Annotated in this window: 29 protein-coding genes and 1 tRNA gene; 16 read left to right on the plus strand and 14 right to left on the minus strand. The window is 65.6% G+C overall.

Annotated elements, in window-relative coordinates:
• Nucleotides 1-53 precede the first annotated feature (53 nt).
• Both N7607_RS10030 and N7607_RS10035 read left to right on the plus strand, forming a co-directional pair.
• Nucleotides 54-2,213 (plus strand): 3-hydroxyacyl-CoA dehydrogenase NAD-binding domain-containing protein, encoded by a 2,160-nt coding sequence (locus tag N7607_RS10030; protein ID WP_279866344.1) that lies wholly within the window; start codon nucleotides 54-56, stop codon nucleotides 2,211-2,213.
• Nucleotides 2,214-2,368: 155 nt separating this feature from the next.
• Nucleotides 2,369-3,142 (plus strand): transporter substrate-binding domain-containing protein, encoded by a 774-nt coding sequence (locus N7607_RS10035; protein ID WP_279866343.1) that lies wholly within the window; start codon nucleotides 2,369-2,371, stop codon nucleotides 3,140-3,142.
• Nucleotides 3,143-3,164: 22 nt separating this feature from the next.
• On the opposite strand, the gene ptrC is transcribed toward N7607_RS10035, so the two are convergent.
• Together ptrC and N7607_RS10045 are read right to left on the minus strand one after the other, a co-directional pair.
• Nucleotides 3,165-3,374 (minus strand): type III secretion system co-regulatory protein PtrC, encoded by a 210-nt coding sequence (gene ptrC, locus N7607_RS10040; protein WP_279866342.1) that lies wholly within the window; start codon nucleotides 3,372-3,374, stop codon nucleotides 3,165-3,167.
• Nucleotides 3,375-3,408: 34 nt separating this feature from the next.
• Complete coding sequence (locus N7607_RS10045; protein ID WP_279866341.1) at nucleotides 3,409-3,510, minus strand: PA2485 family small membrane protein; 102 nt, start codon at nucleotides 3,508-3,510, stop codon at nucleotides 3,409-3,411.
• 230 nt (nucleotides 3,511-3,740) lie between these two features.
• On the opposite strand from N7607_RS10045, the gene N7607_RS10050 reads away from it, so the two are divergent.
• Both N7607_RS10050 and N7607_RS10055 read left to right on the plus strand, forming a co-directional pair.
• On the plus strand, nucleotides 3,741-4,460 hold the full coding sequence (locus N7607_RS10050) for an amidotransferase (RefSeq protein WP_279866340.1): 720 nt from the start codon (nucleotides 3,741-3,743) through the stop codon (nucleotides 4,458-4,460).
• Nucleotides 4,461-4,592: 132 nt separating this feature from the next.
• The gene (locus tag N7607_RS10055) at nucleotides 4,593-5,678 is read left to right on the plus strand and encodes a sensor domain-containing diguanylate cyclase (RefSeq protein WP_279866339.1); all 1,086 of its coding nucleotides are present in this window, start codon (nucleotides 4,593-4,595) and stop codon (nucleotides 5,676-5,678) included.
• On the opposite strand, the gene N7607_RS10060 is transcribed toward N7607_RS10055, so the two are convergent.
• From N7607_RS10060 to N7607_RS10070, 3 genes are all read right to left on the minus strand, one after another.
• On the minus strand, nucleotides 5,675-6,643 hold the full coding sequence (locus N7607_RS10060) for a magnesium and cobalt transport protein CorA (RefSeq protein ID WP_279866338.1): 969 nt from the start codon (nucleotides 6,641-6,643) through the stop codon (nucleotides 5,675-5,677). The genes N7607_RS10055 and N7607_RS10060 overlap by 4 nt on opposite strands.
• Nucleotides 6,644-6,695: 52 nt before the next feature.
• Nucleotides 6,696-7,418 (minus strand): 1-acylglycerol-3-phosphate O-acyltransferase, encoded by a 723-nt coding sequence (locus tag N7607_RS10065; protein WP_279866337.1) that lies wholly within the window; start codon nucleotides 7,416-7,418, stop codon nucleotides 6,696-6,698.
• A gap of 170 nt (nucleotides 7,419-7,588) precedes the next feature.
• Complete coding sequence (locus tag N7607_RS10070) at nucleotides 7,589-8,278, minus strand: crotonase/enoyl-CoA hydratase family protein (RefSeq protein WP_279866336.1); 690 nt, start codon at nucleotides 8,276-8,278, stop codon at nucleotides 7,589-7,591.
• Between the two features lie 192 nt (nucleotides 8,279-8,470).
• On the opposite strand from N7607_RS10070, the gene N7607_RS10075 reads away from it, so the two are divergent.
• Together N7607_RS10075 and N7607_RS10080 are read left to right on the plus strand one after the other, a co-directional pair.
• Nucleotides 8,471-8,674 (plus strand): hypothetical protein, encoded by a 204-nt coding sequence (locus N7607_RS10075; RefSeq protein WP_279866335.1) that lies wholly within the window; start codon nucleotides 8,471-8,473, stop codon nucleotides 8,672-8,674.
• A gap of 92 nt (nucleotides 8,675-8,766) precedes the next feature.
• Nucleotides 8,767-8,856, plus strand: a tRNA-Ser gene (locus N7607_RS10080).
• Nucleotides 8,857-8,968: 112 nt separating this feature from the next.
• Here N7607_RS10080 and N7607_RS10085 read toward each other — a convergent pair.
• Nucleotides 8,969-9,184, minus strand: a complete 216-nt coding sequence (locus N7607_RS10085; RefSeq protein WP_279866334.1) for a hypothetical protein — start codon at nucleotides 9,182-9,184, stop codon at nucleotides 8,969-8,971.
• A 123-nt stretch (nucleotides 9,185-9,307) separates the two neighbouring features.
• Nucleotides 9,308-10,192, minus strand: a complete 885-nt coding sequence (locus N7607_RS10090; protein WP_279866333.1) for a LysR substrate-binding domain-containing protein — start codon at nucleotides 10,190-10,192, stop codon at nucleotides 9,308-9,310.
• A gap of 99 nt (nucleotides 10,193-10,291) precedes the next feature.
• Here N7607_RS10090 and N7607_RS10095 point away from each other — a divergent pair, with 99 nt between their 5' ends.
• Nucleotides 10,292-11,230 (plus strand): DMT family transporter, encoded by a 939-nt coding sequence (locus N7607_RS10095; protein WP_279866332.1) that lies wholly within the window; start codon nucleotides 10,292-10,294, stop codon nucleotides 11,228-11,230.
• A gap of 90 nt (nucleotides 11,231-11,320) precedes the next feature.
• Nucleotides 11,321-11,566, plus strand: coding sequence for a DUF6021 family protein (locus N7607_RS10100; RefSeq protein ID WP_347881169.1), 246 nt, complete (start codon nucleotides 11,321-11,323; stop codon nucleotides 11,564-11,566).
• A 46-nt stretch (nucleotides 11,567-11,612) separates the two neighbouring features.
• Here the strand turns inward: N7607_RS10100 and N7607_RS10105 are convergent, their stop codons facing one another.
• Nucleotides 11,613-12,455 carry a type 1 glutamine amidotransferase domain-containing protein gene (locus tag N7607_RS10105; protein WP_279866330.1) on the minus strand — a complete coding sequence of 281 codons (843 nt, stop codon included), beginning with the start codon at nucleotides 12,453-12,455 and terminating at the stop codon, nucleotides 11,613-11,615.
• A 100-nt stretch (nucleotides 12,456-12,555) separates the two neighbouring features.
• Here N7607_RS10105 and N7607_RS10110 point away from each other — a divergent pair, with 100 nt between their 5' ends.
• Genes N7607_RS10110 through efp form a run of 3 tightly spaced genes read left to right on the plus strand, consistent with a single transcriptional unit; the run spans nucleotide 12,556 to nucleotide 15,250 of the window.
• Nucleotides 12,556-13,482: a LysR family transcriptional regulator gene (locus N7607_RS10110; protein WP_279866329.1), complete on the plus strand. Its 927-nt coding sequence runs from the start codon at nucleotides 12,556-12,558 to the stop codon at nucleotides 13,480-13,482.
• Between the two features lie 12 nt (nucleotides 13,483-13,494).
• Nucleotides 13,495-14,640 (plus strand): elongation factor P maturation arginine rhamnosyltransferase EarP, encoded by a 1,146-nt coding sequence (gene earP / locus N7607_RS10115; RefSeq protein ID WP_279866328.1) that lies wholly within the window; start codon nucleotides 13,495-13,497, stop codon nucleotides 14,638-14,640.
• A gap of 34 nt (nucleotides 14,641-14,674) precedes the next feature.
• On the plus strand, nucleotides 14,675-15,250 hold the full coding sequence (gene efp / locus N7607_RS10120) for an elongation factor P (protein WP_137971918.1): 576 nt from the start codon (nucleotides 14,675-14,677) through the stop codon (nucleotides 15,248-15,250).
• A gap of 217 nt (nucleotides 15,251-15,467) precedes the next feature.
• Here efp and N7607_RS10125 read toward each other — a convergent pair whose 3' ends face one another.
• Both N7607_RS10125 and N7607_RS10130 read right to left on the minus strand, forming a co-directional pair.
• Nucleotides 15,468-16,229 (minus strand): hypothetical protein, encoded by a 762-nt coding sequence (locus N7607_RS10125; protein ID WP_279866327.1) that lies wholly within the window; start codon nucleotides 16,227-16,229, stop codon nucleotides 15,468-15,470.
• A gap of 29 nt (nucleotides 16,230-16,258) precedes the next feature.
• Nucleotides 16,259-17,113 (minus strand): LysR substrate-binding domain-containing protein, encoded by an 855-nt coding sequence (locus N7607_RS10130; RefSeq protein WP_279866326.1) that lies wholly within the window; start codon nucleotides 17,111-17,113, stop codon nucleotides 16,259-16,261.
• Nucleotides 17,114-17,210: 97 nt separating this feature from the next.
• On the opposite strand from N7607_RS10130, the gene N7607_RS10135 reads away from it, so the two are divergent.
• The 3 genes from N7607_RS10135 (at nucleotide 17,211) to N7607_RS10145 (ending at nucleotide 19,257) form a co-directional block, all read left to right on the plus strand.
• Nucleotides 17,211-17,444, plus strand: a complete 234-nt coding sequence (locus tag N7607_RS10135) for a DUF1127 domain-containing protein (RefSeq protein WP_279866324.1) — start codon at nucleotides 17,211-17,213, stop codon at nucleotides 17,442-17,444.
• A gap of 98 nt (nucleotides 17,445-17,542) precedes the next feature.
• On the plus strand, nucleotides 17,543-18,010 hold the full coding sequence (locus tag N7607_RS10140) for a DUF3291 domain-containing protein (RefSeq protein ID WP_279866323.1): 468 nt from the start codon (nucleotides 17,543-17,545) through the stop codon (nucleotides 18,008-18,010).
• A 35-nt stretch (nucleotides 18,011-18,045) separates the two neighbouring features.
• Nucleotides 18,046-19,257: a crosslink repair DNA glycosylase YcaQ family protein gene (locus N7607_RS10145; RefSeq protein WP_279866322.1), complete on the plus strand. Its 1,212-nt coding sequence runs from the start codon at nucleotides 18,046-18,048 to the stop codon at nucleotides 19,255-19,257.
• A 10-nt stretch (nucleotides 19,258-19,267) separates the two neighbouring features.
• Here the strand turns inward: N7607_RS10145 and N7607_RS10150 are convergent, their stop codons facing one another.
• A complete protein-coding gene (locus N7607_RS10150) occupies nucleotides 19,268-19,930 on the minus strand; it encodes a hypothetical protein (protein WP_279866321.1) in 663 nt (220 codons plus the stop codon).
• 228 nt (nucleotides 19,931-20,158) lie between these two features.
• On the opposite strand from N7607_RS10150, the gene cax reads away from it, so the two are divergent.
• Nucleotides 20,159-21,223, plus strand: a complete 1,065-nt coding sequence (gene cax, locus N7607_RS10155) for a calcium/proton exchanger (protein WP_279866320.1) — start codon at nucleotides 20,159-20,161, stop codon at nucleotides 21,221-21,223.
• Between the two features lie 31 nt (nucleotides 21,224-21,254).
• Nucleotides 21,255-23,003 carry a sulfate permease gene (gene sulP / locus N7607_RS10160; RefSeq protein ID WP_279866319.1) on the plus strand — a complete coding sequence of 583 codons (1,749 nt, stop codon included), beginning with the start codon at nucleotides 21,255-21,257 and terminating at the stop codon, nucleotides 23,001-23,003.
• Between the two features lie 28 nt (nucleotides 23,004-23,031).
• Here sulP and N7607_RS10165 read toward each other — a convergent pair whose 3' ends face one another.
• From N7607_RS10165 to N7607_RS10175, 3 genes are all read right to left on the minus strand, one after another.
• Nucleotides 23,032-23,430 (minus strand): lysozyme inhibitor LprI family protein, encoded by a 399-nt coding sequence (locus tag N7607_RS10165; protein ID WP_279866318.1) that lies wholly within the window; start codon nucleotides 23,428-23,430, stop codon nucleotides 23,032-23,034.
• Between the two features lie 50 nt (nucleotides 23,431-23,480).
• Nucleotides 23,481-24,233, minus strand: coding sequence for a M48 family metallopeptidase (locus tag N7607_RS10170; RefSeq protein ID WP_279866317.1), 753 nt, complete (start codon nucleotides 24,231-24,233; stop codon nucleotides 23,481-23,483).
• A gap of 126 nt (nucleotides 24,234-24,359) precedes the next feature.
• Entirely contained in the window at nucleotides 24,360-24,704 is a 345-nt protein-coding gene (locus N7607_RS10175; RefSeq protein ID WP_279866316.1) for a hypothetical protein, read from the minus strand.
• Nucleotides 24,705-24,842 lie beyond the last annotated feature (138 nt).

Here is a 24,842-nt window from a genome sequence, read left to right on the forward strand (position 1 = left end):
CGTTTCACGGGTTTTCCACCCTACGCGGCCCTCCGGATTCGAGGAAAGAAGAAATGACTGACGCCATCCGTTACGAAAAGGGCCAGGACAATATCGTCGTCCTGACCATCGACATGCCCGGCCAGAGTGCCAACACCATGAACGCGCAGTACCGCGAGGCCATGGGCCAGACCGTTGCGCGTCTGGAGGCCGAGAAGGACTCCATTGCCGGCGTGATCGTCACCTCCGCGAAGAAGACCTTCTTCGCTGGCGGCGACCTCAACGAGCTGATCAAGGTCACCAAGGCCGACGCCAAGCCGTTCTACGACATGATCCTCAACATCAAGGGCCAGCTGCGTCGCCTGGAGACCCTGGGCAAGCCGGTGGTCGCTGCGATTAACGGCGCCGCGCTGGGTGGTGGCTGGGAAATCTGCCTGGCCTGCCACCACCGTATCGCCCTGGACAATTCCAGCGTGCAGCTGGGCCTGCCGGAAGTGACCCTCGGCCTGTTGCCGGGCGGTGGTGGTGTGGTGCGCATGGTGCGCATCCTCGGCCTGGAAAAAGCCCTGCCGTACCTGGCCGAAGGCAAGAAGGTCCGCCCGGACGCCGCGCTCAAGGCCGGCTTGATCCACGACACTGCTGCAACTGTCGAAGAGATGCTGAGCAAGGCGCGCGCCTGGATCGCCGCCAACCCGAGCGCCGTGCAGCCGTGGGACGTGAAGGGCTACAAGATCCCCGGCGGCACGCCGAGCACCCCGGCTGTGGCACAGATGCTGGCCATCGCGCCGAGCGTGCTGCGCGACAAGACCAAGGGCTGCTTCCCGGCGCCGGAGAAGATCATGTGCGCCGCTGTCGAGGGTGCCCAGGTCGACTTCGACACCGCGCAGATCATTGAGGCGCGCTACTTCACCGAGCTGACCACCGGCCAGGTGGCGAAGAACATGATCGGCACCTTCTGGTTCCAGCTCAACGAGATCAACGCCGGCAGCTCGCGCCCGCAGGGCATCCCCCAGTACGTGACCAAGAAGGTCGGCGTGCTCGGCGCGGGCATGATGGGCGCCGGCATCGCCTACGTGTCGGCGGCTGCCGGCATCGAGGTGGTGCTGAAGGATGTGTCCGTCGAGGCGGCGGAGAAGGGCAAGGCTTACTCGGCCAAGCTGCTCGACAAGAAGGTCGCCAAGGGCCAGATGACGGCCGAGAAGCGCGACGCCTTCCTGGCCCGCATCAAGCCGACCGCCAGTGACGCCGACCTCGAAGGCTGCGACCTGATCATCGAAGCCGTGTTCGAGGATCGTGGCCTCAAGGCCAAGGTCAACGCCGCCGCCGAGGCCGCCGCGCTGCCGGATGCGGTGATCGCCTCCAACACCTCGACCCTGCCTATCACCGGCCTGGCCACCGCGGTGCAGAAGCAGGACAAGTTCATCGGCCTGCACTTCTTCAGCCCGGTCGACAAGATGCCACTGGTGGAGATCATCCGTGGCGCCAAGACCAGCGACGAGACCCTGGCCCGTGGCTTCGACTACGTGCTGCAGATCAAGAAGACCCCGATCGTGGTCGAGGACAGCCGTGGCTTCTTCACCTCGCGCGTGTTCGGTACCTTCACCAACGAAGGCATCGCCATGCTCGGCGAGGGCGTGAGCGCGGCGATGATCGAGAACGAGGCCCGCAAGGCCGGCATGCCGGTCGGGCCGCTGGCGATCAGCGATGAAGTGTCGATGAGCCTGATGGAGCACATCCGCCAGCAGACCGTTGCCGACCTGGCCGCCGAGGGCAAACAGATCCCACAACACCCGGCGTTCAACGTCATCGAGCTGATGCTCAAGGAGTACAAGCGTCCGGGCAAGGCCGCCGGCGGTGGTTTCTACAACTATCCGGCGGCGGGCGGGCCCGAGCGCGGCAAGAAGCACCTGTGGCCGGAGCTGAAGGCACGCTTCGAGAAGGCCGATGCGCAGATCTCCCAGGAAGACGTGCGTGATCGCATCCTGTTCATCCAAGCCATCGAGACCGTGCGCTGCGTGGAAGAAGGCGTGCTGAGGTCGGTGGCCGACGCCAACATCGGTTCGATCTTCGGCATCGGTTTCGCCGCCTGGACCGGCGGTGCGCTGCAGTTCATCAACCAGTACGGGGTGAAGGACTTCGTTGCCCGCGCCCAGTACCTGGCCGAGCAGTACGGCGAGCGCTTCCTGCCGCCGGCGCTGCTGCTGGAGAAGGCGGCCAAGGGCGAAGGCTTCTGATCGCTCTGTCGTGGGGCGGGTGAAACCCGCGTTGACTCGACGCGGGTTTCACCCGCCCTACATCCTTGAATGAAACCGGCCCTCGTGGCCGGTTTTGCTTTCCAGAGCCTTTCTGGCAGTCTTCCCTCTGCGCTATCGGGGGAGTGCAGAGGCGCGTGACGACCAACTCGACGATCACATCGATGCTGCTGGCGGCGACTCTGTTGCTGGTCATGGGGCGCGCCGGCGCGGCCGAGCCCCTGAATGTCTATATCGGCCAGGGGCAGATGCCGTTCGCCGATGACAAGCCAGACGACCGCGGCCTGTACGGCGACCTGATGGACGAGCTGTGCAAGCGCCTGCAGCGTGAGTGCCGCTACCACAGCGTGCCGTGGAAGCGCGTGCAGGTCGCTGTGGCTCACGATCCCCACGGCATCGTGCTCAACCTCGGGCGCACGGCCGAGCGCGAGAAAGGCTTCGTCTGGCTGCTCGGGGTGCTACCGACATCCTATGTGCTGGCCAGCCCGAAGCAGGGCTTCGACAGCCTGGCCGAGGCTCTGGAGGCCGGCCCGCTGGTGGTGATGGGTGGCACGCCGCGTGCCCAGGAGGCGCTGGCGCTGAAGAAGGACGGTCAGGCGGTGGTGGAGGTGACCGACCCGGAGCAGGCGGCGCGCATGCTGCACGGCGGCCGGGTGCTGACCTGGTACGAGATCGACCTGCGCGTGCTCTATCTCTGGCGGCGCCTGGGCTACAGCGAGGGGGCAGTGCATGCGGGGCGGCCGGTGAGCTCGAATGTCAGCTTCATCGCCGGCAGTCCGGTGCTGCGCGATGCCGACCTGCTGCGCCTGCAGATGGAGCAGGCTTTCGCGGCCATGTATGCGGACGGCAGCTGGCGGCGCATTCTGGCTCGCCACTTGGGCGAAGAGGTGGCGCGGCGCCTGGGCGGTTAGTCACTCGCCCGGGCGGCCTCGCTCAGGCAGCCAGGCACCAGCCGTTCTGCATGCACACCACACTGTGAATCGCCATCTTCTCGCTCTGCCGGGTCGGCATGCGCAAGGTCAGCAGGCTGCCGTCTTCCAGGTGCACGGCCGCTTCGGATTCGAAGTGCAGGCCGGATTCACCCAGGCTGACGTAGGTCACGCCATAGGTGGCGGTGTTGCTGAAGGCTTCGGTGATGGACATGGCTGATCCTCCGAGAATGGTTGCCGCCAGTGACTTACTGGCGGGCCCGGGCCTGTTGCGGTTGTTGGGGAGTGGCCGGCACGCTGTGGAAGGCGGAGGCGGCGATCAGGCTGGCGATGGCGGCGAAGCTGCTCATGGTGTTGCTCCTCTGGCTGGAATGGGTGTGAACCCGGTGGCTGCATAGTTGCCGAGCCGCTCCATCGACAGAAGTGAAGGCTGAGCATGGTAGGTATCGATGTCGGTGATGGTTGCCGGACATCGCCTGAATGGCTCTGCGGGCCGCGCCGCTGTTGCGTTTCGGTGACGCTTCGATGCACGCTAAACGTCTCCCTCACAATCCCTCGGCTGTCTCAGGTAATCCGCTCCATGTCACTGCGCATCTGCATTCTGGAAACCGATGTACTCCGCCCCGAACTGATCGACCAATACCAGGGCTATGGCCGCATGTTCGAGCGCCTGTTCGCCCAGCAGCCGCTGGAGGCCAGCTTCGAGGTATTCAACGTGGTGCAGGGCGAATACCCGGCGGACGAGCAGCGCTACGACGCCTACCTGGTGACCGGCAGCAAGGCGGATTCCTTCGGCAGTGACCCGTGGATCCAGACCCTCAAGACCTACCTGCTCAAGCGCTACGAGGCCGGCGACAAGCTGCTCGGCATCTGCTTCGGCCACCAACTGCTGGCCCTGCTGCTGGGCGGGCGTGCCGAGCGCGCGACCCAGGGCTGGGGCGTGGGCATCCATCACTACGAGATCAAGCAGCAGGCTCAGTGGATGAGCCCGGCGCTGGAGCAGTTCACCCTGCTGATCAGCCACCAGGATCAGGTCACCGCACTGCCGGAGAAGGCCACCCTGCTGGCTTCCAGCGAGTTCTGCCCGGTGGCCGCGTACTGCATCGAGGACCAGGTGCTGTGCTTTCAGGGCCACCCGGAATTCATCCACGACTATTCGCGCACACTGCTCGACATCCGCCAGAAGTGCATCGGCGAGCCGGTTTACAGCAAGGCCGTGGAAAGCCTGGTGCATGACCACCAGGGCGCCACCGTGGCCGAGTGGATGATGCGCTTCGTCGCCCAGGGCAAGAGCGCCTAAGCCCTCCTGATTGCGCGCGCCGGCATTCGCCCGGTCGCGCGCTATTCAGCCTTCCTACTACCCGACTTTACCGATTGCCGCGTGCGGCCGCGTTCTTCATCGTGCGGCGCACAGGCCACGGCGGACAGGACCATGTACAGCGAAATCAGCAGCGAGCCCCCGGTGCTGCCCGTCACGGCGCGGCCGTGGAGCAGCGAGCGTTACCAGCAGGGCATGCAGCACCTGCTGCATGTGGTTCAGGAACTGTCGCTGGCGCGTGATCTGGCCACCGTGCAGGAGATCGTCCGCCACGCCGCGCGCCGCCTCACCGGCTGCGATGGCGCCACCTTCGTGCTGCGCGACGGCCCGTTCTGCCACTACGCCGACGAGGATGCCGTGGGACCGCTGTGGAAGGGCAAGCGCTTCCCACTGGAAACCTGCATCAGCGGCTGGGCCATGCTCAACCGCCAGCAGGCGGTGATTCCGGATATCTACGTCGACTCGCGCATCCCCCACGACGCTTACCGGCCGACCTTCGTGAAGAGCCTGGTGATGGTGCCGATCCGCGCCCGCGAGCCGATTGGCGCCATCGGCAACTACTGGGCCGAGCACCGCCAGCCCTGCGCCGAGGAGGTGCAGCTGCTGCAGGCCCTGGCCGACTCCACCTCCATCGCCATCGAGAACGTGCAGCTCTATCGCAGCCTCGAACAGCGCGTCGAGGAGCGTACCCGCGAGCTGCAGGAGGCCTACGACCGCATCCACAGTCTGTCGATGACCGACGAGCTCACTGGCCTGTGCAACCGCCGCGGTTTCTATCTGCTGGCCGAGCAGACCCTGCTGCACGCGGCCCGCTACGGCGGTGGTTGTACGGTGATGTTCATGGACCTGGACGGGCTCAAACAGGTCAACGACCGCCTCGGCCACGAGGCCGGCGATGCGCTGATCCGCCAGGCCGCCGAGACGCTGCGCCGTACCCTGCGCGAGACCGATGTGGCGGCGCGCATGGGCGGCGACGAGTTCTGCGTGGTGGCGCTGGGCAATGCCGGCAAATGCCTGCAGCAGCGCTTGCAGCAGGCCATCGATGCTTTCAACGACAGCGCAGCGCAGCCCTTCGCCCTGTCCGCCAGCCTTGGCTGCGCGGAACTGGAGGAGTGCGCCGAGGCCTCGCTGGATAGCCTGATGGCGCTGGCCGATGAGCGCATGTACGAGGATAAGCGGCGGCGGCGCGTCGACCGCTAGAGCCAGCCCATCCGCTTGAAGTTGGCGAACAGCGCCACGCAGCCCAGGCCGATGACGCCGAGCACGCCGAAGTAGCCGTAGTGCCAGGTCAGCTCCGGCATGTTCTCGAAGTTCATCCCATAGATGCCGGCCACCGCCGTGGGGAAGGCCAGGATCGCCGCCCAGGCGGCGAACTTGCGCTGGGTCAGGCTCTGTCGAGAGGACTCCAGCAGCAGGCCGATCTCGATGGCATGGTCGGCCATCTCGCGCAGCCCGGTGAGGTCTTCCAGCAAGCGATTGACGTGGATCGCGATGTCGCGGAAGTACGGGCGCATGTGCTTGTCGATGAAGGGGAAGTCCAGCTGCTGCAGCTCCTGGCAGATCTCCGACAGCGGCGCCACCTGGCGACGCAGGCGCAGCAGGTCGCGGCGCAGGCTGTGGATGCGCTCCACGTCGCCCTGGGTGAGCGGGCGGCTCAGTACCGTCTGCTCGATGTCTTCCAGCTCGGTGTGGATGCAGTCCAGCAGCGGCCGGTAGTTCTCGATCACGAAGCTGAGCAGGGCATACAGCACGAAGTCTTCACCATGCTCCAGCAGCAGCGGGCGCGCCTCGCAGCGCTGGCGCACGGTGGAGTAGGGCGCGGAGTTGCCGTAGCGGGCGCTAATCACGTAGCCCTTGCCGGCGAAGATCTGGGTCTCGACGAATTCCAGACGCTCGCCGTGGCGAATCGGCGAGTAGAGCACCATGAACAGGGCGTCGCCGAAGATTTCCAGCTTGGGGCGGGTGTGCTGGGCGATGGCGTCTTCCATCGCCAGCTCGTGCAGGTTGAACTGCTCCTGCAGGGTCTGCAGCTCGATGTCGGGGTCGCGCAGCCCGATCCAGACGAAATGGTCGGGCTTGGTAGCCCACTGGCGGCCCTCGTTCAGGGCGATATCGGCGACTTTTTTGCCTTTGTGATAAGCGACGGCGGCAACGACCTGACCCATGGGCTGTCCTCTGCGTGGCGATGGCGCAGCTTAACCCATGGGCGGCGGGCGGTCAGGCCTTGGCCAGTTGCTGGTCGAGCTGCTCGATGCACTCGCGCATCAACTGCTGGCAGCGCTCCATCAGTTGCGGCAGGTCATCCAGGGTCAGGCCCAGGGTGGGGATGGCCGGCAGCGAGTTGATCAGCACCTTGCCGCTGCTCCAGCTGTTCAGCTTGAGGCGTCCGGCGTAGCTGCTGACGCATACCGGAATGATCGGCACGCCAGCGGCGATGGCCATCTGGAACGCGCCCTTCTTGAACGGCAGCAGGCCCTTGCCCAGATTGCGCGTGCCTTCCGGGAACACCCAGATAGAGGTGTCGCGGTTCTGCAGGGTCTCGGTGGTCTGCAGCATGGACTGCTTGGCCTTGCGGCCGTTGCCACGGTCGATCAGCACGTTGCCGGCCAGCCAGTAGAGTTGGCCGAAGAACGGCACCCACTTCAGGCTTTTCTTGCCGATGCTCACGGTGCGCGGCGGCACCACCCGGCCGAGCACGTAGAGGTCGTAGTTGGACTGGTGGTTGGCGACGATCACGCAGGGACGATCCTGACCGAACAGGCTGCTTACCTCGGTCTTCACCCGCAGGCGCAGCATGCACAGGGCGGGCAGGGAATACAGGCGCGCGCACAGGCGGCTGTTGTCCGGGTTGAACGGGCGGCACAGGCCCAGTATCAGGCCAAGGGTTCCGGCAATGATGAAGTGCAGCCCCATCAACAACATGCGCGCGAGGAAAAGCATCGGTAAGCCTTCAGGCAGACAAAAAGGCGCGCAGTGTACGGGCGTGCACTACTTTCGGCAATTGACGCCGATCAGAGGTTATTACCGGGCGTTTCCACGGCGTTGCCGGCTTTTCCCCAGAAAGCAGAAGCCCGGCACTGGGCCGGGCTTCTCGGTGCTGCGTACAGCTATCAGCCCAGGTGCTGCTGATCCAGCTCGATGGCCTTGTCCAGGGTCTCCAGCAGGGCCTTGCGCACCTTCAGCTTGGTGTTCTTGTGCGCGGTCATGTTGATCTTCTTCAGCTGCTGAGCGGCGGCCAGGGCTGCGGCCTGCAGTTGCTCGGCCGGTACCACCTTGTCGAGGAAGCCGGCGTCCACGGCGCCCGCCGGATCGAAGATCTCGCCATTGATCACCGAACGGTGGAAGGCGGCCTTGCGCAGGCGGTCGCGGGCCAGTTCGATGCCTGCGTGGTGCATGGTCATGCCGATCTGCACTTCGTTCAGGCCGATGTTGAACGGGCCTTCAACGCCGATGCGGTAGTCGGCCGACAGCAGGATGAAGGCGCCCTTGGCGATGGCGTGGCCCGGACAGGCGACGACGATCGGGAAGGGGTGGCTGAGCATGCGACGGGCCAGGGTGGAACCGGCGGTGACCAGGGCCACGGCGTTCTGCGGGCCGGAGGTCATCACCTTGAGGTCGTAACCGCCGGAGAGGATGCCCGGCTGGCCGGTGATGATCACCACGGCGCGATCCTGCGCGGCCTGATCCAGGGCGGCATTGAAGGCGGCGATCACGTCCGGGGAGATGGCGTTCACCTTGCCGTTGTTGAGGGTCAGGGTGGCGATGCCGTCTTCGAGATGGTAGCTGATCAGGTCGCTCATGGCGGAAGTCCTAGTCCAGGTTGCGGAAAGTGGCGCTGACGTTACCCAGCGCGAGGCCAGGGGTAAAGCGCTTTGGCTGACCGGAGGGTCATCCGCCCGTCGCCGCCGGGCTATCGCCGCCATCGGCAGGCTCAATTGGCTACTATACCGAGCAGTGACTTAGGTTAGCCGCGAACCTGAGGAGTGCCCTTCATGCGTCCGCCCCACATCGTCCTGCGTCTCGGCCCGCTGTTGCTGTTGATAGGCCTGACCCTGTTCGCCATCAGCCCCGCCAGCCACAGCCCGGCCGGCGTGCTGCAGCTGTTCCTGTTCAGCCTGTTCATCTCCCTCGGCTTCCTTATCTATGCAGGCCGTTACTACGAGGCAGGCGATGGCGAAGCCTGCAGCTCTGCATAAGCACATGAATCGCCTGAAAAAAATTTTGCATTCGCAAAGACGTTCGGCTACATTAGCGCGCCTCGACGGACCAGACTGGTTCGCCGAGATCCGGTGAAGTGTCCGAGCGGTTGAAGGAGCACGCCTGGAAAGTGTGTATACGGGAAACCGTATCGTGGGTTCGAATCCCACCTTCACCGCCAGACCCTGAAAAGCCCCGAGAGCGAAAGTTCTCGGGGCTTTTTGCTTTTCGGGCTGTGGGTTCCAGAGCCCAACGAGAGCCAGCGAGTTGTCGGCCGGCTCGGGTCGCTTGCCTCAAGCCCGTCTGGGTTCCTCGAACGGCAAGGTTTCACGCAGCAGGCGCAGTTCGGCGGCGTCCTGGTTCAGGCGGTGGATGACCTTGAACAGTTGCTGCCTGAGCAGTTCGTCGCTCATGCGCTCGGCGGCGCGCATCACGGCCAGGGCGGCGTCCTCGTTGTGGGAGGCGATGACGTCGATGGTCTTGCGGGTTGTACGGGCCGTGCGGGACAAGATGGTTCACCTTTCGCTGAGGAGTCTGAAAGCTAGACCATCGATATTTCCCTTTTGTTTCGGCAACTTGCGATCAGATGAATTCGTTGTGAATGGTATCGCCCGCGCCGCGCTGTGACGGCCTCAGCGGCTCGATAGAAAGGTCGCCAGTTGCCGTGCGTGAGAAGACAGCGTCTCCCAGTCCCGGATACAGATGCGCAGTTCCCGCGTGGCCCAGGCATCCGTCAGCGCGACGATCCTGACCGGCAGTTCCTGAACGAAACGCGCGGCGGCTGCCTCGGGCAGCAGGGCGATGCCGGCGCGCTGGGCCACCAGCTGCGCGATGGCGTCGAAGCTCGGGGCGCGTACCCGCACTTTCAGCGGCATGGCGTACTTGCTCGCCATCTCCTCGATGAAACGCTGCATGGCCCGCTCGGCGGGCAGGCAGACGAAGGCGAAGCCCAGCGCATTGCGCAGCTGGGTCACCTGATGGCCGGCCAACGCATGGTCGCGGGGCACCAGCATCACCAGCTTGTCGTCACGGAAGGGCAGGGAGAGCAGCCCGCCGGTGGACAGGTTGCCGTCGTACACGCCTATCTCGCTCTCGCCCGACTGCACGGCGCGCAGTACTTCGCTGCTGCTCTGCTCCACCAGTTGCAGATCGACTTCCGGGTAATCGACGAGGAAGGGGCCGAGGGTGGCAGGCAGAAAGGTGCTGTTCGCCACCGTGGTAGCCGACAGGCGCAGGGCGATGCGGCGTTCGCCGGAGAGCTCCTGGAGCGTTTCCTTGAGTTTCTCCGCCTCGCTGAGCACGCTGCGCGCGCCTTCCAGGATCAGCCGGCCCGCCGGGGTGAGGCGCATGCCGTCGGCCTTGCGGGTGAACAGCGTCAGGCCGCAGCGTTGCTCGAACAGGCGCAGGCGCGTGCTCGCCGCGGAGACGGCCACTGGCACTGCGGCGGCGGCCTTGCTCAGGCTGCCGGTGGCGGCGATGCTCGCCAGCAGGCGCAGATCGGCCAGATCGAAATGCACGGGCGTTCTCCTTTGTAGAAGGCTTCCTTCGTTAAAAAGCGATTCTAGCCAAAGAGCGTTATCTTCAGAATAAAGCCTTGCCTAGCTGCCTGGATTGCCATGAATACCTTGTCTTCCCTCTATCGGCGCGGTCTGGACGATGGCCGGCTGTTTGCGGTGCTGTCTGCCGCCGGCTTCAGCCTCAAGGCGATCTTCGTCAAGCTCGCCTATGCGGCGGGTCCGGTGGACGCCATCACCTTGCTGACCCTGCGCATGGGCCTGGCGCTGCCGCTGTTTCTCTGGCTGGTATGGTTGAGCCGCGGTGAGGCGAGCGTCCGGCTGGGTGGCGTGGATGTGCTTCGCATCCTGCTGCTCGGCATGCTCGGCTACTACCTGTCGAGCCTGTTCGACTTCTATGGACTGGAATACATCAGCGCCGGCCTCGAGCGGCTGATCCTGTTCTCCTACCCGACCCTGGTGCTGCTGCTCCATGCCCTCGCCACGCGCCAGCGGCCCAGCCGGCAGATGCTGCTGGCCATGGGCATCTGCTACTGCGGCTTGGCGGTGGCCTTCTTCCATGATGTGAGCGCGGTGGGCGGCGGCGAGCAGGTGCTGCTCGGCGCGGCCTGGGTGTTTGCCAGCGCCGTCACCTATGCCCTGTATTACTTCGGCACCGGCGTGATGGTGCAGCGCCTCGGCTCCATGCGCCTGGCCGGGCTGGCCGGAGGCGCCTCGGCACTGATGGTGCTAGCGCACTACGCGGTGACCGGCGATACGGCGCAGCTGGCGGGCCTGTCCGGGGAAATCTGGCTATACGCAGCGCTGATGGCGGTGCTGTCCACCGCCCTGCCGATCTACTGGATGGCCCTGGCCGTGCAGCGCATGGGCGCGGCGCACACCGCGGCCATCGGCAACCTGGGACCGGTGCTGACGATCTTCGCCTCATGGCTGGTACTGAGCGAGTCGATATCGCTGTATCAGGTGGTGGGTCTGGCGTTGGTGCTGTTTGGCGTGGCGCGGCTGAAACCGGCTCGTCCAGCCGAGGTGAAACCGACCTGAAGGTCCTTGTTGCCGCGGCGGTGAAATAGGGCGAACTGAATGTGGCCGGCGTACCTCTCAGTCTTATTGGCAGTTGCGAGGAAAGACGAGATGGGATTGCTGACATCATGGGGCCGGCGTGATTCGCCGAACGATGCACGGGGCCTGCCCGGCTATCCCGGCCGGGAAAGCAACTTGAGCGAGAGCAAGGTACAGCGCGAACTGGGCTTCGATCCCGACTCGCCGGATCTGGGCGACCCGCAGATCGACCCGCCGTGGCCGGCACGGATTCCGCAGCGTGACGGTACTGTGGTCAAGCGCGCGCCGGGAGAGCAGTACCCTCCCTACGACGAATAGCCTTAGCCCCTTAATGCGGGCCCGGCAATCCGCGGTGCGTAGGCCTTTACTCCAGGCGCTCCAGCAACGCCTGACCCACCTGTAGGGCTGACGCGGGGTTCTGTCCGGTGATCAGCTCGCGGTCGATCACCATGTTGGCGGCCCAGGGCGAGCTGTTGCTGCTATAGCTGCCGCCGGCCTGCTGCAGGGCGGTCTGCGGGTAGAACTTCATCTCGCCACCCTTGAGCGCCTGTTTGGCCTGCTCCTCTTCCTGATTGCTGATCACGGTCATCCTGTAGCCAGCGTAGATCCATTCCTGCCCGGCCCTGGCCGAATTGTCGCGCTCCAGGGCCTGCACGTAGCGCTGCGCATCGGGCAGGGCGGAGAGCAGGGCGATGGGGCCGTGGCAGACCAGCGCGGTGGTCTTGCCCTCGGCGTGGAAGGCGCGCAGCAGCTTGCCCAGCTGCGAGCTCTGCAGCAGGTCCTGCATCGGCGCATGGCCGCCGGGCACGTAGAGGGCGTCGAAGTGCTGGTAGCCGATCTGCTCGACCCGGGCCAGGCTGATTACCGGCGAGCTATTGGCATCGGTCAGCTTCAGTTCGCTCAGCAGCGCCTTGTGTTCGGCCAGGCTGGCGGTGTCACCACCGAAGTGCTGGGCAGCGTCCGAGGTTACGTCCATGGTTGGCGCCAGGCCGCTGGGGGTGGCGAAGGTCAGGCTGTGGCCGGCGTCTAGCAGCAGCTTGGTCGGCTGCATCAGTTCATTGAGGTAGAAGCCTGTGGGGTAGACCTTGCCGTCCTTGAGGTCCAGGTGGTCGGCATCGGACAGCACGACCAGCACATTGGCCGCCTGGGCGCCGAGGCTGGCTGCCAGCAGGCTGCTGGCGAGGATGGTCTTGGCGAAGGTCTGCATGATTCTGCTCCGTTGAGCGCTGGGGTGAGCGCACTGTATTGCTGCTCTCTGTGGCGATAAACTCGCCGCCGCGGAAATGATCTGTTCTCTGGAGGCAAGAATGGCGCGGCGCTTCGATCACCTCGGCGATGTCGAGGCCTATCTCTGCGTGGTGGAGAAGGGCACCCTGAGCGCCGCCGCCGTGGCGCTCGGCACTACGCCTTCGGTGATCAGCCGGGCCATCGCCCGTCTCGAACAGCGTCTGGGCACTCAACTGCTGCGCCGCACCACCCGGCGCCTGAGCCTGACCGAGGACGGCCGGCTCTATCTGGAGCAATCCCGCGCCGCCTTTGCCCTGATCGACGATGCCGAGCGGCGCATCCAGGGCGATGCCCATCAGGTCAGCGGCCTGGTGCGCCTGAGCGCGCCGACCACCTATGGCCACTTCCGCCTGCCGGCACTGCTGGCCGGCTTCGCCCGGCAATATCCGCAGGTGCAGGTGGAGCTGAGCATCGCCAACCGTAATGTCGACCTGGTGGCCGAGGGCTACGACCTGGCGATCCGCCTCGGCCGCCTGCCGGACAGCGGCCTGGTCGGGCGCAAGCTGGAGGACGCGCGGCTGTGCCTGGTGGCAGCGCCGGAGTATCTGGCGCGGACGGGCACGCCCGCGAACCTCGACGAGCTGGCGCAGCATGCCTGCCTGCCGTTCGTCATGCCCAGCAGCGGCAAGGTGGCGCCCTGGCTGTTCCTCGACCAGGGTCGCGAGCTGGACTGGCAGCCCAAGGGCAGGGTGCTGGTCACCGACGATGTGCTGGGCACCGTGTCGCTGGCCGAGGCCGGGCTGGGCGTCTGCCAGCTGTACGAGTTCATCCTGCGCGACAAGCTCGACCAGGGCCGTCTGGTGCGTCTGCTGCCTGAACTGGAGGGGCGCAGCCGGCCGTTCTCGATCATCTATCCGCCGCACCGCCAGCTGTCGCCGGCCTCGCGGGTGCTGATCGATTTCCTGGTGCGCGAGGCGCATGGCGTAACATCCGCGGCAGCAAACTGAGTGGAGCAGTTCATGGGCGCCCGTTGGGACATCTTCTGCAGCGTGGTGGACAACTACGGCGACATCGGCGTGACCTGGCGCCTGGCGCGCCAACTGGCGGCCGAGCACGGCCTGGACGTGCGTCTGTGGGTGGACGAGCCGGCGGCCTTTCTGCGCCTGTGCCCGCAGGCCGATGCGTCGCTGGCCAGCCAGTGTGTCGAGGGCGTGGAAGTCTGCCACTGGCTGGGCGAGTTTCCGGCGGTGGAGGCGGCCGACGTGGTGATCGAGGCCTTCGCCTGTACGCTGCCGGCCAGCTATGTCGCGGCCATGGGCGCGCGGCCGGCGAAACCGCTATGGCTGAACCTGGAATACCTCAGCGCCGAGGATTGGGTCGCCGGCTGCCATGGCCTGCCGTCGCCGCAATCGGGCGGGCTGCAGAAATTCTTCTTCTTCCCCGGTTTTACCGCCGGCACCGGCGGCCTGCTGCGCGAGGCTGGGCTGCTCGAACGGCGCCAGGCCTTCCAGGCCGATGCCGAGGCGCGCCGTGCCTTTCTCGCCGAGATCGGCGTGGCGCTGCTTCCCGATGCGCGGCTGATTTCCCTGTTCGCCTATGAGAACCCGGCGCTGGCCGGCTGGCTGGATGCGCTGGCAACGCAGGCCACGCCGACCCAGTTGCTGGTGCCGCGCGGACGCATCGAGGGAGATGTGCAGCGCTGGCTGAATGTGGGCGAACTGGAGGAAGGTGGCAGCTGGCGGCGCGGCAATCTGCAGGTGCACCTGCTGCCATTCCTCAGCCAGGCGGACTACGACCGGTTGCTGTGGAGCTGCGACTTCAATGCCATCCGCGGCGAGGATTCGTTCGTCCGCGCCCAGTGGGCCGGGAGGCCGCTGCTCTGGCATATCTACCAGCAGGAAGAGGGCGCGCACTGGGACAAGCTGGACGCCTTCCTCGACCTCTATCGTGCGGACCTGCCTTCGGCCGCGGCGAGCGCGCTAACGGCGTTGTGGCATGCCTGGAACGGCCGTGGCGATATGACCGCGGCCTGGAATGCCGTCCAGCTAGAGGCCGCCACGCTGGAACAGCACGCCGACAACTGGTGCCGGGAACAGGCCTCTCGTCCTGATCTTGCGGCGGCTCTGGTGCTGTTTCACCGAAATTGGCTATCATGCGCGGCCTAGAAATTCGTATCTCCATTCAAATCCGGATATTCGTATGAAAACCGCACAAGAAATGAAGCCCAACAGCGTGGCCCTGATCGACGGCCACCCGTGGCTGATTCAGAAAGCCGAATTCACCAAGTCCGGCCGTAACAGCGCCATCGTCAAGATGAAGCTGAAGAACCTGATCAACGGCTCCAAGACCGAGACCGTTTACAAGGCCGACGACAAAATGGAGCCGGTCATCCTTGAGCGCAAGGAAGTGACCCTGTCCTACATCAATGGCGACGACTACGTCTTCATGGACACCGAGTACAACTCCTACGAGCTGCGCGCCGAGGATCTGGAAAGCGTCCTGCCGTTCATCGAAGAAGGCATGACCGACGTCTGCGAAGCCGTGTTCTTCGAAGGCAAAGTGATCTCCGTCGACCTGCCGACCACCATCGTGCGCAAGATCGCCTACACCGAAGGCTCCGCTCGTGGCGACACTTCCGGCAAGGTCATGAAGCCGGCCAAGCTGAGCAACGGTACCGAAGTCAAGGTTGCAGACTTCTGCAACATCGACGACTGGATCGAGATCGATACCCGCGACGGTTCCTACAAGAGCCGTACCCAGGCGCCGTCGGCCTAAGCCTACGCCCTGTACCGCGGTACCCAGAAAGCCCGGCCATGTGCCGGGCTTTTTGTTGCCCGCTATTTGCGCGTTAGGCCGCGTTGCAAGCCAGGTCCAAGGCGGAATCGGGCCGAAGCGCTGGTTGCGGAACTCCAGTAGCTCACCACACGGCAGGTAGTCGCTGATCAGCCAGATCGGCAGGTGCTCTGCGCGGTACTGCTGGCGCTGCGCTGATTCAGGGCAGATCGAACAGCTCGGCGGGCGCCTGGTAGTCCGTTGCCCAGCCCGCCCAGGCCACGTCGGTGGGCCCTACCACGTAGTCGCGTACCTGCCACTGGCCATCCTGCAGCTGCAGTAGGGCGAAGATGGTGTCGCTGTCGAGGATGCCGGCTTCCAGGCGTTCGGCATGCACGGTGCGGCTGAAGTCGATGGGCTGGCCATCTTTGGTCTGCGGACGAACCACGGCAAAGACCCAGCCGTCGCGCTCGCGCAGGGTGTCGACGACGAACTGCACAGGCTGGTCGAGATCCTCCTGGGCGTGGCTGCGCAGGGCGTCGAGCAGCGGCTTGCGTCGTGCATCGTCCTTGCCCATGTCCAGCGTGGCCACCGGAGCGGCGGCCTGCGGGCGGATGGCGGCGATGTTCGCGAACTGCCACTCATTGGGCGCCACCTGCACGGCCACGCCGTCCACCTCGCAGCCTTCGCCACATTGCTCCAGCAGGCGCTTGCCATCAGTGCTGGCGCTGTCCAGCGAGATCAGCGTCAGGCCTTCGATGGCACTATCCACCGCGGGCTCGCCACGGCCGCCGACGCGGATGATCGACTCGCTCTCCATGCTCAGCGCCACCTCGTCGAACAGCAGGGCGCTGCTGTGTTCGCCCCACTGGGCGCGGCCGACGAAGGTGCCCTCTAGGCGCTCGGCGCTGCCGGGCGCGGGTTCGGCCAGGCAGGTGGGCGACAGCAGCAGGGCGCAGGCGACGAGTAGTGGGCGGTGCATGGCGAATCCCTTCGTTGCGGTGGTTGGCATCAGAGGCGGAAGCCTTCGACTATGTGCTCGGCCAGGGTATCGATGACCTGCGACTGGCGCTGCGGATGGCGCAGCAGAACGATGCTGGTCATCGGCAGGGTGGGCAGACCCTCGGCCTCGCCGAGGATGCGCATGTCCGGAGTGATCAGGCTGCGCAATTGGGCGGTGACGGCCAGACCGGCGCCGACCACGGCGAAGATCGCCGACAGGCTGGGGCTGGTATAGGCGATGCGGTAGGGCCGCTCAATAGCATCCAGCGCGTTGCAGGCCCAGGCGCGGCAGAAGCAGCCGGCGTTGAACATGGCCAGCGGCATGGGGTTCTGCTCGTGCGGGGTGAAACCTTGGGCCTCGGCCCAGACGAAGCGCTCCTGGCGCAGCAGCTGGCCGATCTCCTTGCCTGGCTCGCGGGTGACGATGGTCAGGTCCAGGTCCTGGCGTTGCAGCAGCTGGCCGGAGGTTTCGCAGTGCACTTCCACCTGCACCAGCGGGTAGGCCTGGGCGAAGCGCGAGAGGATGTCCGGCAAAAAGCGCATCACGTAGTCGTCCGGCGTGCCGATGCGCACGGCGCCGACCATGTGCGGCTCGCGCAGGGTGTTGAGCACTTCGCCATGCAGCTTGAGGATGCGCCGCGCATAGCCCAGCAGCACCTGGCCCTCGGCCGTGAGGCGCACCTGGCGGCCGTCGCGCTCGAACAGCGAGCGCTGCACCACGTCGTCTTCCAAGCGCTTCATCTGCATGCTGACGGCGGACTGGGTGCGGTTGACCACTTCCGCCGCGCGGGTGAATCCGCCGTTATCGGCGATGGCGACGAAGCTGCGCAACAATTCGGTGTCGATGCTGGGGTAGTGGGCCATTCATCAATCTCCAAGATGCCTTGCATAAGAAACATTCGTTGGATTGATCTTAAGCGCGAACCGAAACTGGCGCCAACCCCACAGGGAGGGCGTGATGATGAAAGGTCAGAAAGGTTATGTAATCGCTCGGTCGGTGTCCTTCGAGAAGGCACTGCCAACCATCAGCCTGGGTGCCTGGTGGTCGCGGTTCAAGCGCTGGAATCAGCTGGCGCGTCAGCGCCGCCAACTGGCGATGCTGGACGATGCGGCGCTCAAGGACATCGGCCTGAACCGTGCCGATGTGATGCAGGAGAGCGAACGCCCGTTCTGGGACGATCCGCTCAAGCGCTGATGGAGTATGCGCCGCCGGGTTGTGCCCGGCGGCGCCAGTTTGCAAGCGCGCTGGCGCGCGGCTATGCAAAGAAGATGGCAGTCCTACAAGGAGTTCCGATGTCCCGTTACCACCTGGCCCAGCTCAACATCGCCACGCTGCGCGAGCCGCTGGAGTCGCCCGGCATGGCCGATTTCGTCAACAACCTGGAGCGCATCAACGCCCTGGCCGAGGCCTCGCCCGGCTATGTCTGGCGCCTGCAAGACGAGGCGGGCGACGCCACCGCGCTGCGCCCGTTCGGCGACGAGGTGCTGGTCAACATGTCCGTCTGGGCCGATGTGCAGTCGCTCAGCGACTATGTCTACAAGTCCGCCCATACCGAGATGCTCAAGCGCCGCCGCGAGTGGTTCGACAAGGTCGAGCAGGCGCACATGGTGCTCTGGTGGGTGCCGGCCGGACATCTGCCGAGCGTGGACGAGGCGGCCGAGCGCCTGGCGCATTTCCGTGAGCATGGCGCTAGCGCCCATGCCTTCAGCTTTCGCCATGCCTTTGCCGCACCGGAAGAACTGGTCGCCCAGCCCAGCTAGTAGGTGGCGACTGAAGCGCCTGCTAGGCTGGCCGCATGACGCTCTCACTGTCCCTCGCCGAAGCCCGCCGCCTGGCCCTGGCCGCCCAGGGCTTCGCCCGCGCGCCGCGCGGCGCCATTCGCCACCGTCAGCTGCAGGCGCAGATCGAGCGCCTCGGCGTGCTGCAGATCGACTCGGTCAACGCCTTGGTGCGCTCGCACTATCTGCCGGCGTTCTCGCGCCTGGGCCACTACGAGCCTGAGCTGCTGGACGAGCTGGCCTGGGGCAAGCCGAAGCGCCGCAGCCTGTTCGAGTACTGGGGCCACGAAGCCTCGCTGCTGCCGCTGGAGCTGTATCCGCTGCTGCGCTGGCGCATGCAGCGGGCGGCGGACGGGCAGGGCATCTATCGCCAACTGGCCGAGTTCGGCCGCCAGAGGCAGGCGGTGATCCAGCGGGTGCTGCAGGCCGTGCGCGAGCAGGGCGCGCTGGGCGCCGGCAGCCTAAGCACCCGCACCGAACGTGCCGGCCCCTGGTGGGACTGGAGCGCGGAGAAGCATGCGATGGAATGGTTGTTCGCCGCCGGCCAGGTGGCGGTGGCCGGGCGCCGCGGCTTCGAGCGCCTGTACGACCTGCCGGAACGGGTAATCCCGACGGCCCAGCTCGAACATCCCGAGATCGAGGAAGCCGACGCCCAGCGCCAGTTGCTATTGCGTTCGGCCGATGCCCTGGGCGTAGCCACCGAGCGCGATCTGCGCGACTACTTCCGCCTGGATGCCTTTGATGCCAAGGCGCGCATCGCCGAACTGGTGGAGGCCGGCGAGCTGCAGCCGGTTGCAGTGCAGGGCTGGAAGCAGGCGGCCTACTGCCGTGGCGAGCCGAGCATTCCGCGCCGGGTGCGGGCCAGCGCGCTGCTGTCGCCCTTCGATTCGCTGATCTGGGAGCGCGAGCGTACCGAGCGGCTGTTCGGCTTCCGTTACCGCCTGGAGATCTACACGCCGCCAGACAAGCGGGTGTACGGCTACTACGTGTTGCCGTTCCTGCACCATGAACGCCTGCTGGCGCGGGTCGACCTGCGTAGCGAGCGGGCACAGGGGCGCCTGGCGGTGCATGCCGTGCATCTGGAGGAGGCGGTGTTGAGCGAGGAGGCGCTGCTGGCGCTGGCAGGCCAGCTCCAGGCGCTGGCGAGCTGGCTGGGGCTGGAGCGGGTTCGGTTCAACTGCCAGCGTCCGGTGGCGCAGCGACTGCAGGCGCTGGGCTTGCAGCCATAGCCTTCGCCCATCAGCCGCCCAGGGCGATAATGGCCAACAGCAGCAGCGTGCCGACGACCGTCATCGCCACTCCGCCCGTCCAGGTATTGCCACCGGAGTAGCGAGCCAATATCCAGCCCGAGCTGAACAGCAGTGCCAGGGCTACCAGGTTGGAAACCCGGATCGCCAGGGATGTCTTGTCGATCAGCAGAAACGGGATGACCAGCGGAAAGGTCGACAGCACCACCAGCAGGAAAATGCCCAAGGCACCCTTGGCCACGTCCAGGTCCAGCCAGGAGGGCGCTGGTCGTGGAGCGTGTTCAAGCAGGCGTTGGCGCAGCATTTCCAGTCCGTCGGCTCCCGCCACCTCCGCGATATGCGGGGGCAGTGCATCGGCGATCAGGGCCTGGCCTGTGCCAGGGTCGCCGCCGCTGTGCAGGCGCATCAGCAGGTTCCGATTGCGCGTACGATCAGTCCAGGCACGCACCATGTACATCACCGCATCGGCCAGGCCCCAGGCAAGGTTGCAGCCGATGGCGGCAATCAGCATGGTGCGCGCTTCCTCGCGTCCGGAGGTGGCCACGCTCAGCGCGCCGATGAAGGTCATCGCCATGAGCAGGCCGAAGATCACTTCCATCACCCTGTCGACGGGGTTGAGAACCCGTTCACGCGCCTCACCGGCCACTTCGCGCATCTCCGCCTCCTTCCGCATTCCTTGAGTGTCCTGTCGGCCAGCGGCATGGACAGCCCTTGGCAGACCCGCAATCGAAAGCGTAGCCAACGCCTCGCGGGCTCGAGGCCGGCGAAAAAGGACAAGCCCATCCACAGGCCAGGGTTATTTGCGGGAATCTTTCGACGGACAGCAGATGGCGAGCCATTCTTAGCGGGAAATCCTCCACACCCGATCACCCAAGGAGCGCCAATGCTCAACTGGATGCTGGTCTTCGTCCCGATTGCGATCGTCCTGGAATTCGCCGCGCCGCAGCAGCACTTGTTGATCTTCCTGATGGCTGCCCTGGCCATCGTGCCGCTGGCCGGGTGGCTGGGGCGGGCCACCGAGCAGTTGGCGGAGCGCTCTGGCGAGGGCGTGGGCGGGTTGCTCAATGCCACGTTCGGCAATGCCACGGAACTGATTATTGCCCTGAGCGCGCTGCGTGCCGGCTTGCATGATGTGGTGAAGGCCTCGTTGGTCGGCTCCATCGTCGGCAATATCCTGCTGGTCATGGGTGCGGCGATGCTGGCCGGCGGGCTTCGGCACCAAGAACAGCAATACAATGCATCTGCCGCCCGTTCCCAGGCCACCTTGCTGACCCTGGCGACCATCGCCCTGATCCTGCCGGCGGCCTACAACTCCGTGGTGGCGTCGCGCGTGCCGGAAGGGCTGCAAGTGTTGAGCCTGTATATCTCGCTGGTGCTGTTGCTGGTCTACGGGCTGTTCCTGCTGTATTCCCTGGTCACTCACAAGAACCTGTTCGCCGGCGATCCCAACATTGCCCACGGCGTCGATCAATCGGCGCTCTGGCCGTTGGGCAAGGCGCTGCTGGTCCTGGGCCTGGCGACTCTGATGATCGCGTGGATCAGCGAGATTCTGGTCGGTGCCATCGAACCCAGCGCCCACCAGCTCGGCCTGAGCAACCTGTTCGTCGGGGTGTTCATTGTGGCGATTCTCGGCAACGCGGCCGAGCACTCTTCGGCGATCTCGGCGGCCATGAAGAATCGCATGGACCTGTCGTTATCGATCGCCATCGGCTCCAGCGTTCAGGTAGCTCTGTTCGTCGCGCCGGTCCTGGTCCTGGCCAGCTATGTGGTGGGTTCGACACCGATGGACCTGGCCTTCTCCGGGGGGCTGGTGCTCAGCGTGTTGCTGGCCGTGCTGATCACCGGCCAGGTGGCGGGTGACGGGCGCTCGGATTGGCTGAAAGGGGTGCAGCTGCTGGCCGTGTACCTGATCCTCGGCCTGGCGTACTTCTTTACCCCGGACGCATAGGTTTCCAGCCCTGGCTACTAGGAAGCGCGCCATGAGCGATGTTCCACCTGCTGGCTTCACGTCCTCTCGCGACTCCGGTCTTTCCGGATGGCGCCGCTGGCTGCCCGGCTTGCAGATACTGCGCCGCTATCAGGCAAGCTGGCTGGCGAAGGACCTGCTCGCGGGACTGGTGCTGACCACCATGCTGGTGCCGGTGGGCATCGCCTATGCCGAAGCCTCTGGAGTGCCCGGCATCTATGGCCTGTACGCCACCATCGTGCCGCTGCTCGCTTATGCCCTGTTCGGGCCCAGCCGCATTCTGGTGCTCGGCCCCGACTCGGCGCTGGCAGCCATCATTATCGCCGTGGTGCTGCCACAGTCGGCCGGCGATCCGATGCGCGCGATCGCCCTGGCCAGCGCGATGGCGCTGGTGTCAGGGCTGGTCTGCATCGCCGCCGGGTTGTTGCGCCTGGGCTTCATCACCGAGCTGCTGTCCAAGCCGATCCGCTATGGCTACATGAACGGCATCGCCTTCACCGTGCTGATCAGCCAGATGCCCAAGCTGTTCGGCATCTCCATCGACAGCGCCGGGCCGCTGCGCGATCTCGCCACCCTAGGCCAGGCCCTGCTGGCCGGTGAGGCCAATTGGGCGGCCTTCGCGGTGGGCGCGGGCACCTTGCTGGTGATTCTCCTGCTCAAGCGTTTTGAACGCCTGCCCGACATCCTCATCGCGGTGGTACTCGCCACCCTGCTGGTCGGCGGGCTGGGCCTGGGCGCGGAGCATGGCGTCAAGGTGCTCGGGCCGTTGCCCCAAGGCCTGCCGAGCTTCAGCCTGCCGTGGATCACCCTGGGCGATGTGAGCGCCGTGCTGATTGGCGGCTTTGCCGTGGCGCTGGTGTCCTTCGCCGACACCAGCGTGCTATCGCGCACCTATGCAGCCAGGACCCGCACGCCGGTCGACCCGAACCAGGAAATGGTCGGCCTGGGCGCTGCCAATCTAGCGGCGGGGCTGTTCCAGGGCTTTCCCATCAGCAGCAGTTCCTCGCGTACGCCAGTGGCCGAGGCGGCGGGCTCCAGGACCCAGCTCACCGGGGTATTCGGTGCCCTGGGCGTGTCGCTGTTGCTGCTGTTCGCTCCCAACCTGCTGCAGCACCTGCCCAACAGCGCGCTGGCGGCGGTGGTGATCGCCGCGGCCATCGGCCTCTTCGAGTTCAAGGACCTGCGGCGCATCTATCGCATCCAGCGCTGGGAGTTCTGGCTGTCGATCACCTGCTTCGTCGGCGTCGCCGTGCTCGGCGCGGTGCCGGGCATCGGCCTGGCGGTGCTGGTGGCGGTGATCGAGTTTCTCTGGGATGGCTGGCGCCCGCATTTCGCCGTGCTCGGGCGGGTCGATGGCATCCGCGGCTATCACGATGTGACGCGCTATCCCCATGCCCGGCGTGTGCCCGGCCTGGTGCTGTTCCGCTGGGATGCGCCGCTGTTCTTCGCCAATGCCGAGCTGTTCCAGAGCTGCATCCAGGATGCCGTTGCCCAGGCGCCGGACCCTGTGCGCATGGTGGTGGTGGCCGCCGAGCCGGTCACCAGCGTGGACGTGACCTCGGCGGATATGCTGGTAGAGCTGGAGCAGATCCTGCGAGCCGCCGGCATCGAACTGCGCTTTGCCGAAATGAAGGATCCGGTGAAGGACAAGCTGCTGCGCCTGGAGGTGCTGGAGCAGATCGGTGGCGACGTATTCCACCCGACGGTGGGTGCGGCGGTGGATGCCTATCTCGAGGAACACCGGGTCGACTGGACGCCGTGAGCCCCCGCACCATGGGTTGTTTTCGGTTTTAACCGCCGTTGTCGAGCAGGAATTGCAGTTCGGCGACCCTGCCGATGTTCAGCTCCATTGGGCAGGTGTAATACATCGGTGAGCCGACATGCTTGCCCTGAAGGTCGCAATGCGCGTTGCGATAGACGAGCCATGCCTTCTGCGCGTCTTCGAGTTGCTGAGCATCTTCTTGCGAGGTCTGCTGCAGCTTGAGATAGAGGCGCTGATAGACGCGGTTCATTTCCTTCTTCGTCATCTGCGAGGTTTCGTCGGCACAGGACGCCACCACGCTGTTGTTGAGGGGCTGATTGGCCTTGAGGCAATTGTCATAGTGAGCAGAGGAGTCCTTCGTATCGGCGGCTGCCTGGGAGGCAAGCGGCAGCAGGACGCAAATCGATAGGGTACGCAGGCTGAGCATGAGATGACTCCTGAAAGCAGAAGGGGCCGCTGCTGCGGCCCCTCGGTTGCTTACTGCTCGGCAGCGATGCGCTGGCGGATATGCGCGGCGCGGTCGGCCGAGCCCGGGTGGGAGTCGAACATGCTGCTGTCGCCACCGCCCAGCTGGGCCAGTTTGTCGAAGGCGCTGGCCAGGCCTTCCAGCGGGATGCCGCGCTGCTTCAGCAGGTCGAAGGAGAAGTCGTCGGCGTCGCTTTCCTGGGACTGGGAGAACTGGGCGTTGACCAGCTCCTCGCCGAGGTCACCCAGCTGCGAGCTGGACAGCGCGGAGACTGCGCCATTGCCCGAGGAGGCTGCCGCGCCGCGAGCCACGGAGGTGGCATAGGCGGCCTGCATGGCCTTCTTGGTGTGACCGAGGGCGACGTGGCCCATCTCGTGGCCGAGCACGCCTTCCACTTCGTTGTCGTTCATCAGGTCCATCAGGCCGCTGTACACGCGCACGCAACCGTTGGCCATGGCCCAGGCGTTGACCTCGTCAGTCAGGTAGACCTTGTAGTTGACCGGAGTGCCGCTGACCTGGTGGCCCAGGTTGGCGGCGATCTTGTCCAGGCGCTGGCTGTATTCGCTGTCGGCCGGGGCGATGGGGGCTTCGGCATCCATCTGCACACAGGCCTCGTCGGCCATGGCCTTCACTTCGCTGTCGCTCAGGGTGGCGGCCTGCATGGCCTGCATGCCGGTGCTGAGCATGGCGTCCGGGCTCATGTTCTGGCAGCCGCTCAGCAGGGTGGCCAGGGCGAGGGCGGAAAGGGAGAACTGCAGTTTCATGGTCATCGTCCTTGAAGGTGAGGCAATGGGTGGCCAGAGGCGTCGGCATTCGGCCGGCGCGGCATTTTCGGCGATTGAGGCGGGCGAGGGCGTGAAGCGGGTCGCAGTACGGGGCGGCGTGGCCGCTTAGCGCTTCGTGTCGTGCAGTTCGCGCAGCTTGGCGCCGATCAGCGCGCCCTTGTCCGGGCCGGCGTTGATGGCGGCGCAGGACTCGGCCAGCGGCTGTTCCGCCGCCCCGTCGGGGCTGTAGCTCAGCTCGCTGCAGTCGCAGCGCAGGCGCACCTTGACCTGCTGGCTGTCGCGCTCACGCACCTCGGCCACCCAGCAGGCATCGGCGCAGCCGCAGGAGCGGTACATCAGCGCCTCGTCCTGCTGCGGCCAGTCGAGTTCGTATTCATTGGTGCCGCCGGCGGCCCAGGCCGTCGGGCCGGCGAGCAGGAGCAGGGCGAGGATTCGATGGAGCGAGAGCATGGCAGTGCATCCGTGCGGAGGAATGTTCGGATGAAAGTGCGATGAAACGCCGCCTGCCGCGGAAAGGGAAGCGTCGCCGTTCGAGAGTGTGCGGGTAGGAACAACAACGGGGCCATCAGGCCCCGTCGTTTTTACAGA

It is taken from the genome of Pseudomonas sp. GD04019 (assembly GCF_029837695.1).
Taxonomy (GTDB): domain Bacteria; phylum Pseudomonadota; class Gammaproteobacteria; order Pseudomonadales; family Pseudomonadaceae; genus Aquipseudomonas.

Excerpts from the sequence above, each read along its gene's own strand:
- N7607_RS10030 (WP_279866344.1), top strand. The coding sequence starts at position 54 with ATGACTGACGCCATCCGTTACGAAAAGGGCCAGGACAATATCGTCGTC.
- ptrC (WP_279866342.1), bottom strand. The coding sequence starts at position 3,374 with ATGTCCATCACCGAAGCCTTCAGCAACACCGCCACCTATGGCGTGACC.
- N7607_RS10045 (WP_279866341.1), bottom strand. The coding sequence starts at position 3,510 with ATGAGCAGCTTCGCCGCCATCGCCAGCCTGATCGCCGCCTCCGCCTTC.
- N7607_RS10050 (WP_279866340.1), top strand. The coding sequence starts at position 3,741 with ATGTCACTGCGCATCTGCATTCTGGAAACCGATGTACTCCGCCCCGAA.
- N7607_RS10055 (WP_279866339.1), top strand. The coding sequence starts at position 4,593 with ATGTACAGCGAAATCAGCAGCGAGCCCCCGGTGCTGCCCGTCACGGCG.
- N7607_RS10060 (WP_279866338.1), bottom strand. The coding sequence starts at position 6,643 with ATGGGTCAGGTCGTTGCCGCCGTCGCTTATCACAAAGGCAAAAAAGTC.
- N7607_RS10065 (WP_279866337.1), bottom strand. The coding sequence starts at position 7,418 with ATGCTTTTCCTCGCGCGCATGTTGTTGATGGGGCTGCACTTCATCATT.
- N7607_RS10070 (WP_279866336.1), bottom strand. The coding sequence starts at position 8,278 with ATGAGCGACCTGATCAGCTACCATCTCGAAGACGGCATCGCCACCCTG.
- N7607_RS10075 (WP_279866335.1), top strand. The coding sequence starts at position 8,471 with ATGCGTCCGCCCCACATCGTCCTGCGTCTCGGCCCGCTGTTGCTGTTG.
- N7607_RS10095 (WP_279866332.1), top strand. The coding sequence starts at position 10,292 with ATGAATACCTTGTCTTCCCTCTATCGGCGCGGTCTGGACGATGGCCGG.
- N7607_RS10100 (WP_347881169.1), top strand. The coding sequence starts at position 11,321 with ATGGGATTGCTGACATCATGGGGCCGGCGTGATTCGCCGAACGATGCA.
- N7607_RS10105 (WP_279866330.1), bottom strand. The coding sequence starts at position 12,455 with ATGCAGACCTTCGCCAAGACCATCCTCGCCAGCAGCCTGCTGGCAGCC.
- N7607_RS10110 (WP_279866329.1), top strand. The coding sequence starts at position 12,556 with ATGGCGCGGCGCTTCGATCACCTCGGCGATGTCGAGGCCTATCTCTGC.
- earP (WP_279866328.1), top strand. The coding sequence starts at position 13,495 with ATGGGCGCCCGTTGGGACATCTTCTGCAGCGTGGTGGACAACTACGGC.
- efp (WP_137971918.1), top strand. The coding sequence starts at position 14,675 with ATGAAAACCGCACAAGAAATGAAGCCCAACAGCGTGGCCCTGATCGAC.
- N7607_RS10125 (WP_279866327.1), bottom strand. The coding sequence starts at position 16,229 with ATGCACCGCCCACTACTCGTCGCCTGCGCCCTGCTGCTGTCGCCCACC.
- N7607_RS10130 (WP_279866326.1), bottom strand. The coding sequence starts at position 17,113 with ATGGCCCACTACCCCAGCATCGACACCGAATTGTTGCGCAGCTTCGTC.
- N7607_RS10135 (WP_279866324.1), top strand. The coding sequence starts at position 17,211 with ATGAAAGGTCAGAAAGGTTATGTAATCGCTCGGTCGGTGTCCTTCGAG.
- N7607_RS10140 (WP_279866323.1), top strand. The coding sequence starts at position 17,543 with ATGTCCCGTTACCACCTGGCCCAGCTCAACATCGCCACGCTGCGCGAG.
- N7607_RS10145 (WP_279866322.1), top strand. The coding sequence starts at position 18,046 with ATGACGCTCTCACTGTCCCTCGCCGAAGCCCGCCGCCTGGCCCTGGCC.
- N7607_RS10150 (WP_279866321.1), bottom strand. The coding sequence starts at position 19,930 with ATGCGCGAAGTGGCCGGTGAGGCGCGTGAACGGGTTCTCAACCCCGTC.
- cax (WP_279866320.1), top strand. The coding sequence starts at position 20,159 with ATGCTCAACTGGATGCTGGTCTTCGTCCCGATTGCGATCGTCCTGGAA.
- sulP (WP_279866319.1), top strand. The coding sequence starts at position 21,255 with ATGAGCGATGTTCCACCTGCTGGCTTCACGTCCTCTCGCGACTCCGGT.
- N7607_RS10165 (WP_279866318.1), bottom strand. The coding sequence starts at position 23,430 with ATGCTCAGCCTGCGTACCCTATCGATTTGCGTCCTGCTGCCGCTTGCC.
- N7607_RS10170 (WP_279866317.1), bottom strand. The coding sequence starts at position 24,233 with ATGAAACTGCAGTTCTCCCTTTCCGCCCTCGCCCTGGCCACCCTGCTG.
- N7607_RS10175 (WP_279866316.1), bottom strand. The coding sequence starts at position 24,704 with ATGCTCTCGCTCCATCGAATCCTCGCCCTGCTCCTGCTCGCCGGCCCG.